General features: G+C 71.1%; 6 protein-coding genes. All 6 read left to right on the top strand.

Annotated elements, in window-relative coordinates; all coding sequences use genetic code 11:
- Nucleotides 1–132: 132 nt before the first annotated feature.
- Entirely contained in the window at nucleotides 133–426 is a 294-nt protein-coding gene (locus ND748_RS22085) for a DUF4190 domain-containing protein (protein ID WP_251747889.1), read from the top strand.
- Nucleotides 427–874: 448 nt separating this feature from the next.
- A complete protein-coding gene (sucC, locus tag ND748_RS22080; RefSeq protein WP_251747888.1) occupies nucleotides 875–2041 on the top strand; it encodes an ADP-forming succinate--CoA ligase subunit beta in 1167 nt (388 codons plus the stop codon).
- Between the two features lie 24 nt (nucleotides 2042–2065).
- Complete coding sequence (sucD, locus tag ND748_RS22075; protein ID WP_044884242.1) at nucleotides 2066–2938, top strand: succinate--CoA ligase subunit alpha; 873 nt, start codon at nucleotides 2066–2068, stop codon at nucleotides 2936–2938.
- 198 nt (nucleotides 2939–3136) lie between these two features.
- Nucleotides 3137–4207, top strand: a complete 1071-nt coding sequence (locus ND748_RS22070) for a hypothetical protein (protein WP_251747891.1) — start codon at nucleotides 3137–3139, stop codon at nucleotides 4205–4207.
- A gap of 126 nt (nucleotides 4208–4333) precedes the next feature.
- Nucleotides 4334–5908 (top strand): DUF6350 family protein, encoded by a 1575-nt coding sequence (locus ND748_RS22065; protein ID WP_251747887.1) that lies wholly within the window; start codon nucleotides 4334–4336, stop codon nucleotides 5906–5908.
- A gap of 187 nt (nucleotides 5909–6095) precedes the next feature.
- Nucleotides 6096–6433 (top strand): helix-turn-helix domain-containing protein (locus tag ND748_RS22060; protein ID WP_251747890.1); only part of this gene is annotated, 338 nt, incomplete at its 3' end.

The following is a 6433-nucleotide window of genomic DNA, read 5'->3' as shown; positions in this document are numbered from 1 at the left end:
CATTTTTTTTAATTATAGGGCCAACTAATTTAAAATAAAAATTTTTTGGATGGGCGGCTGAGTATTTTTTTTATACGAGAGGGGCGCGGGGCGCCGGCCGCGCCCCCGGGCGGCCGCGGACGCCGACTTCCCGTGACGGTGGGTGGTGGCGAGGAGGGGGAGGGCCTGGACGCCCGCCGGTTCCCGCCCACCACCCCGGTGGAACACGGCCTCAATGGCCGGGCGTTGCTGTCGGTTGTCCTGGCATTGAGTTGGCTGTTCGGATTGGGCAGCGTCGCCGCGATCGTGGTCGGGTCGGTGGCCCAGGCTCAGATTCGTCGGCACAACCAGCGGGGGCGGCGGCTCGCCGGCGTCGGGATCGCGCTGGGCTGGACCGGAATCGGGCTGACGGTGGTCAGCCTGCTGATCGTCCTCGCGCTGCGGTGAATCTCGCGCCGATCCGGCCCGAACAGCCAGAAGGTCGACCACGATCGGTGTTGTTCCCGTGTGATTTCTGACATATATCCGTTGGTCAACTCCGTGACCTCGGCCACGGCAGCTCGCGTTGCCGCGTGCGGTGGTCACGCTCAGCGTCCTTTCTCGTGCGCGTGATCCGGCCCGGCGCGACGCGCGAGCGCCACTCGGGGCGCGATGTGCACCTCATTTGTCCTGTATCGATGGGCCTGACGTGGGCACCAGGCCGTCCGGGCCCGGGCGATGGCACCATCGGCGGCACCGGTCGGGCCCCTGTGTCGCCGGGCTTGTCGCCGCCGGCGGCTGCGCACGGGGGCACTACGCGTGACGCGCGCCGTAACCGCCTCGTCAGTAGGCTCGCAGGCGTTCTGTGCCCCCCTACGTAACCCAACCTGCACGACCGCATCCGACTGGACGGACCGTGGATCTCTTCGAATACCAGGCGAAGAAGCTGTTCGCCGAACATGGCGTTCCGGTGCCCACCGGGAAGACGGCGACCACCCCTGAGGAGGCGCGCGCGATCGCCACCGAGCTCGGTGGCAAGGTGGTCGTCAAGGCGCAGGTCAAGGCCGGCGGCCGAGGCAAGGCCGGCGGTGTCAAGGTGGCCGACGGGCCGGATGACGCTTTCGCGAAGGCGACGGCCATCCTCGGAATGGACATCAAGGGCCACACGGTCCACTCGGTGCTCGTCGAGGAGGCCAGCAACATCGCGGAGGAGTACTACGCCTCCTTCCTGCTGGACCGGGCGAACCGGACCTTCCTCGCCATGGCCTCCCGAGAGGGCGGCATGGAGATCGAGGAAGTGGCCGCGACCAACCCGGACGCGCTGGCCCGGATCGCGATCGATCCGCTGACCGGCGTCGACGCGGTGAAGGCTCGCGAGATCGCGGTTGCCGCCAAGCTGCCCGAGACCGCGCTGGACGGGGCCGCCGAGCTGCTGACGAAGCTGTGGACCGTCTTCGTGAAGTCCGACGCCACCCTGGTCGAGGTGAACCCCCTCATCCTCACCGCCGACGGTCGCGTCGTCGCCCTCGACGGCAAGGTCAGCCTCGATGAGAACGCCGACTTCCGGCACCCGGAGAACGCCGCGTTCGTCGACGTCTCCGCGGTGGACCCGCTGGAGCAGAAGGCCAAGGAGAAGGGCCTCAACTACGTCAAGCTCGAGGGCGAGGTCGGGATCATCGGTAACGGTGCCGGCCTGGTCATGTCGACGCTGGACGTGGTGACCTACGCGGGCGAGGAGTTTGGCGGCAAGCGGCCGGCGAACTTCCTCGACATCGGCGGTGGCGCGTCCGCCGAGGTGATGGCGAACGGTCTGTCGATCATCCTCGGTGACCCGTCGGTCAAGAGCGTCTTCGTCAACATCTTCGGTGGCATCACCTCGTGCGACGCCGTGGCCAACGGCATCGTGCAGGCACTGAAGATCGTCGGTGACGTCACCACCCCGCTGGTGGTGCGCCTCGACGGCAACAACGCCGAGGAGGGTCGTCGCATCCTCAAGGAGGCGAACCTCTCGGTGGTCAAGCCGGTCGACACGATGGACGGCGCGGCGAAGCTCGCCGCCGAGCTCGCCGCGGCCGCGGCCTGACCAGGGCGAAGGGATTGCGAACCGATGGCTATCTGGCTTGACGAGAACAGCCGGGTCGTGGTGCAGGGCATCACCGGCTCGGAGGGCACCAAGCACACCAAGCGGATGCTCGCCGCGGGCACGAACGTCGTGGCCGGGGTGAACCCGCGCAAGGTCGGCCAGCAGGTCGAGGGCGTGCCGGTGTTCGGCTCCGTCGCGGACGCGATCGAGCAGGCCGGCGCGAACGTCTCGGTGATCTTCGTTCCGCCGAAGTTCACCAAGGACGCGGCGATCGAGGCGATCGACGCGGCCATCCCGCTCGCGGTGGTCATCACCGAGGGCGTGCCGGTCCACGACACCACCGAGTTCTGGGCGTACTGCCAGTCCAAGGGCACCACCCGGATCATCGGGCCGAACTGCCCGGGCATCGCCAGCCCCGGCCTGTCCAACGCCGGCATCATCCCGGCGGACATCACTCCCGGCGGCCGCATCGGCCTGGTCAGCAAGAGCGGCACGCTGACCTACCAGATGATGTACGAGCTGCGTGAGTTCGGCTTCTCCACCTGCGTCGGCATCGGTGGCGACCCGGTCATCGGCACCACTCACATCGATGCCCTCGACGCCTTCCAGGCCGACCCGGGCACCGACGCGATCGTGATGATCGGTGAGATCGGTGGCGACGCCGAGGAGCGGGCCGCGGCCCACATCGAGGCGCACGTGACGAAGCCGGTCGTCGGCTACGTCGCCGGCTTCACCGCGCCGGAGGGCAAGACGATGGGCCACGCCGGCGCCATCGTGTCCGGCTCGTCCGGAACCGCGCAGGCCAAGAAGGAAGCCCTCGAGAAGGCCGGTGTGCGGGTGGGCAAGACTCCGTCCGAGACCGCCCGCCTGATGGCTGACATCATGCGGTCGTTGTAGATCTGTTTAGATGATGAGCCTCCGCGTCCCGCGGTGGCTCGTCATCCAGACGGGCCAGGGGTCGTGGGTCGTGGATCGTCGGGAGTGAGGGACGCGGACGTCTTCCCTCATCTCCCCACGACTGCAAGACTCCTGGATCGGTGCGCGGGCGAACCGGCGTCGTCGTGCCGACCGACCTGACGAAGTGGGGTTCCCGTCGTGGCACAGATCGGCGGTCGTAGCGTCGCGACCAACGACATCGGGGTGATCACCTCCGGGCTGGTCATGTTCATCGTGAGCTTCCTGCCCTGGTATTCGGTGACCTACTCGTTCTTCGGTCGCGGCACGAAGGCGCACGAGGACAGCTGGGGGCTCGGCATCAACTCCTGGTTCCCGGTGCTGCTGGTCCTCGCGGTGGCCGGTCTGCTCGCGGCGCGCCTGTTCGCGAACCTCCAGATCCCGGACGTCGTTGCGATGTACGTCCTGTGGATCCTGCCGGGCGTCTCGGCGTTCGCCACCCTGCTCCTGCTCATCCGCTGGATCAGGTTCCCCGACGTGCCGCGGGGGCTGGACGCCGGCCCGAGCTACGGCTTCTACCTCGCGCTGATCGCGGCCATCGCCCAGACGGTCTTCGGCGTCCTGGCGGCGCTGGCGAACGGGGCCGCCATCCCCGGCCGCGGTCGGGCGGGTGGCCCGGGCGCGCCCGGCGGCTGGCCGCAGCCGGGTCAGCCTCCCTACGGTCAGCCCTACGGGCAGCAGCCGACCCCCGGTTACGGCCCTCCGACCGGCGGATACGGCCAGCCCGGTTACGGCCAGCCTGGCTATGGCCAGCCTGGCTATGGCCAGCCCGGTTACGGCCAGCCCGGCTATGGCCAGTCTGGTTACGGCCAGCCCCAGCAGGGATACGGCCAGCCGCCCGTCGGTTACGGACAGCCGCCTCAAGGTGGTTACGGTCAGCCGCAGCAGGGCGGCTATGGTGCGCCGTCCACCGGTGGCTATGGCCAGCCGCAGCAGGGTGGTTACGACCAGCCGCCGGCGGGTTATGGCCAGCCACCCGTGGGTTATGGCCAGCCGCCGGCGGGCTATGTCCAGCAGCCCGCCTATGGCCAGCCGCAGGATGGTTATGGACAGCCATCCCAGCCTCAGGCGCCCCAGCACCAAGTGCCCCAGCACCAAGTGCCCCAGCACCAGGAGTCCCAGCCTCAGGCGCCGCAGCCTCAGCAGCAGCCTGGTTCTGGCCAGCCGCAGCCCCCGGGCGCCTACGGGCAGCAGCCGCCAGCGGACCGGTAGCGGACGCGTCTGGCGTCCCGACGCTCGAGGTCGGGCGGCGCGGACGTTCGGGATGTTCCCGGCATTTCCGGGATCTGGACGGCGTGTTGTCCGAGATGGCGTGCAGCCGCGTGCGAGCGTCCTACCGTGCCCGCCTTCCCCCACCGTCCCGGCCCCGCCGGCCAGCTCCTCGACCGGTTGTGGCAGCGGGTCGGCCGGCCGGCGGCGGCGGCAATCGCCGCGTCGGCGGCCGGACTGGTCTTCATCGAGTTCATCGTCCTGGTCGTGTGGGGCGCGGACACCGGTTCGTCGACCGGGCCCGCCGCAGCCCTGCGCGTCGGCGCCGACCTGTGGCTCGTCGCCCACGGCACGACGCTGCGGCTGCCGGACGGGGTCATCTCCTTCCGACCGCTCGGGCTGGCGCTGTTCCCGCTGGCCGCGGCGCTCAGCGCCGCGCATCGGCGGGCGGCGGCCGTCCCCGCGCCGATCAGTTCCGCGCGTCCGCGCCCCGGTCGGGACGGCGAGGGCGGCGGCCGCGAGGGCAGCGCGGGCCGGGGCAGCGAGGGTCGGGGTGGAGAGGGTCGGGGTGGGATGGGCCGGGGCCGCTCGGGTTGGAGCCCGTCGAGTTGGGGCCCACCGGGTTGGGGCCGGCCGGGTTGGCGCCGGGCTTCCGGTTCCGGTGGTTCCGGGGGTCTCGGGGGTTCTGGGGGTCCCGGGGGTTCCGGCGAGGTGGGCGGGGCCGAAAACCGGGGCCGGAGCGGCGCGCTCGTCGGCGTCCCCTGGGGGACAGTGGTGGCCGACATCGTCGGCGTTGTCGGCGCGCAGACGCTGTTCGTCGTGCTTGTCGCCCTTGTCGTGCGATCCGGCCCGGCGCGGCCGACTCTGCTCTCCGCGGCGCTGGGCACGATCGCGCTCGGTCTGCCCGCCGCGCTGCTCGGCGCCCTCGCCGGTCGTCACCGGCTGCGGACCGCCTGGCGCACGCTGCCCGCGATGCTCCGCAGTTCCCTGCTGTGCGGGGCGGGTGCGTTCGCGTCGCTGATCGCCATCGCCGCCTTCGGTGTCGCCCTCGTGCTCGCCGCCACCCTGCCCGAGGTGGCCGGGGCGGAGCGGGCGCTCGACGTCGGGGTGCTCGGTGGGATCGGACTCGCGGCGACGCAGCTCGCGCTTGTCCCCAACCTGGTGCTGTGGGGCCTGGCCTACGCCCTGGGGCCCGGTTTCCGGACCGGACCGGGCATGGTCCGGGTCGATGCGGTCCGTCCCGCCGAGCTGCCCGACCTCCCGGTGCTGGCAGCGCTACCCCCGAACGCGCTGCCGCGGCCCGGGTGGCTCGTCCTGGGCCTGGTGCCGATCGTCGCGGGCATCGTGCTCGTGGCGATGGTCCACCGGGCGACCGCGGGGAGTCGCTCGCGGTACCGGCTCGCGACCGTGCTGGTCGCGGGCCTGACCTGTGGTCTGCTCATCGGGCTGGCGATCCAGGCGTCGATCGGGCGGGTCGGCGGGGTCGACGCCCACTACGGGCCGACCGCCGGCTGGGTGTGCGGGCTGCTCGCCGGCGGCGAGGTCGCCGCGGTCGGCCTGCTGCTGCTTGGCGGCATCGATCTGGCTGCCCGGCGTGCCGAGCGACCGTTCCTGGCCGAGGACGCGGAGCCCTCGTTCTGGCGGCGCCGGATGTCGCTGCCCGGGTCCGGGCTTTCGGCGCGGCCGTCCCGGCGCACCGAGTAGGCGGCGCACCGAGTAGGCGGCGTACCGAGTACCCGGCGCATCCGGTAATCCGTGGCGGCCGGTGCCGGCCGACGGGATCGTCGCCGGAAAGTGTCCGTGGTGTGGGTTAGTGTGCCGGCGTTGGATCATCCTCACGGAGGTCGTCGTGACGGTCGCGGTCACCCACATCCGAGGCGAGGCCAGGCGCATGCGGGCACTTGGCTGGTCCTACCGCCGCATCGCCCGCAGGCTGCAGGCTCGGCATCGGCTCGGTGCGTTGGTGGCGTTCCGTCTCGCCCATGGCTGGACCCAGGAGGAGGCGGCACGCCGGTGGAACGAGCGCTGGCCGGGGCGGGGACCAGCCAAGACCGGCAAGACCTGGTCGTACTGGGAGAGCTGGCCGGGCAAGGGCGGCCGGGCGCCCTCGGCCACGGTGCTGGCCCGGCTGGCCGAGCTGTACCTGTGCCGGCCCGGCGATCTGCTCGACGGGCCCGACTTCGGCCAGCTCGACCCGGGGGCGGACGGCGGCGACGACCGGACCGCCGC

The organism is Frankia sp. AiPs1, from assembly GCF_023716945.1.
GTDB lineage: Bacteria > Actinomycetota > Actinomycetes > Frankiales > Frankiaceae > Frankia.
This window is presented reverse-complemented; position numbering and strand designations above follow the sequence as displayed.